The organism is Flectobacillus sp. (assembly GCF_049240685.1).
In the GTDB taxonomy this organism is placed as follows: Bacteria; Bacteroidota; Bacteroidia; order Cytophagales; family Spirosomataceae; genus Flectobacillus.
The window spans coordinates 1-1,519 of record NZ_JBMLSD010000188.1 but is presented as its reverse complement, the minus strand read 5'-3'; the positions used below and the strand labels follow the sequence as shown (position 1 = coordinate 1,519).

Sequence of the window (1,519 nt, the reverse complement as noted above, 5' to 3'; positions counted from 1 at the left end):
TTCACCCCATAAAACCCCAAATTCATCCCAAACCCTATCCTGCCTATGCCTTTGAGGGGCTGGCTGACGTTATATTTAGAGATAAATCAATTTATCGACTATTCACGTTTATCTCTTGTATAATCATGTGCTTTTCTAATACTCCAATCACTTTTTGCTCAACGCTTTTCAATAATCTTTGCTGCTCTCCAACTATTGAGCTAGTCATTTTACCATCCAACGAGCATTTATTGGCATACATCATTTAATTGTATAACAGTCTTTGAGCAAGGCCTAATTTAGACCTATATAACGGGGCTTGTATTCTTCTGACATTCAACCAATTTTCCGAAGTAACAAACGTTATACTATCGCCAACTATCCATCTTTTTCTAAAGGAAATAAAATAGTGTTTTTTTGTGCCCAATCGGAGATTTAACTATCTGATTTTGAGCGACTCTGGATAACAATATAGCTATTGGTGGATAGCATCTTTTCAATCAAACAAAATAAACTTGGTTCACTTTGTAATAGGTGAAATGTTAAAATTCAAACAGTCAAAATTTATGGGAAATCAAAGAATCACTGCGTCTGATTTATTCTTGGGAGCTTTAGCACTTCTATTGGTAAGTGTAAGTTTTTATCAAACTTGGCAAGGATTAGAGCAGATTTTTGGTCATGCGGCTATCGTTATTTCGCTTGCATTGTCCCTGTTGTTACTTTACTTATGTTGGTTGCTTCGTGAAGCTAAACTTACGGGTCGCCCAACAGGCAAATTGATGGCAGTGTATTCGTTTATTGCACTATTTTGCTTTATGGCAAACTTCAATGCTTTGTACACACGTTTTATGCGTACCGATATTTATACCGCCGAATTACGTGATATTAATGCTCGTTTCGACAAACTGGAGGCGGATGTGAATGCCAAATTCAACTATAAATATGATAAAGCGACTGCTCAAAATGTAGAAACTAAGAAAAAGCAATTGATGGAGCAGATTCAGGACAAAGGAAATCCTGGGATGGGAAATCGTGCACGTATGTTGATAAAGGATTTGGAAAAACTATTGGGTCAAAAAGTTGATATTCTTCGTCCTGTAGGTAATGATTATGCCGATTTGGCCGACCGTATGGGTCGCCAAATAGATGGTATCGTTTCTGACCTTTCGCCAGAGGAAGCTAAGTTAAAAACGGACTTGAGTATGGCTACTAAAAAATGGAGTGAAAAGATTCAGGAGATATTATTATTACCTAAAAAAGATAAGGACGAACAAGCGCAAGGTGTTATTGACCAGTCTTTGGCAGAATACAATAAGCTTGGACAAAAAGCTACGAATATTTTAGGAGAAGAAAAGTTTAAATTCGAGCCTAAAGAATCAAATACGCAAGATATTGGTAAAATCGGCTATGCCTTCGACCATGCCGTTCAAAACTTTGGCGTGTATCAGTTGGTCGTGTTGTTGGGCTGTATTCTTCTCGATTTTATCATTCCTATTATTTTGTTATTGGTTACCAAACCAGGTGATAATAACAACAATGG

2 protein-coding genes are annotated in these 1,519 nt (G+C 37.0%); both read left to right on the top strand.

The window, feature by feature from the left end; genetic code table 11:
• Positions 1-248: hypothetical protein (locus ACOVQ4_RS08690; RefSeq protein ID WP_421820258.1), on the top strand; the 248-nt coding region annotated here is incomplete at its 5' end.
• 297 nt (positions 249-545) lie between these two features.
• On the top strand, positions 546-1,519 hold a 974-nt coding region (locus ACOVQ4_RS08685; RefSeq protein WP_421820257.1), incomplete at its 3' end, for a hypothetical protein.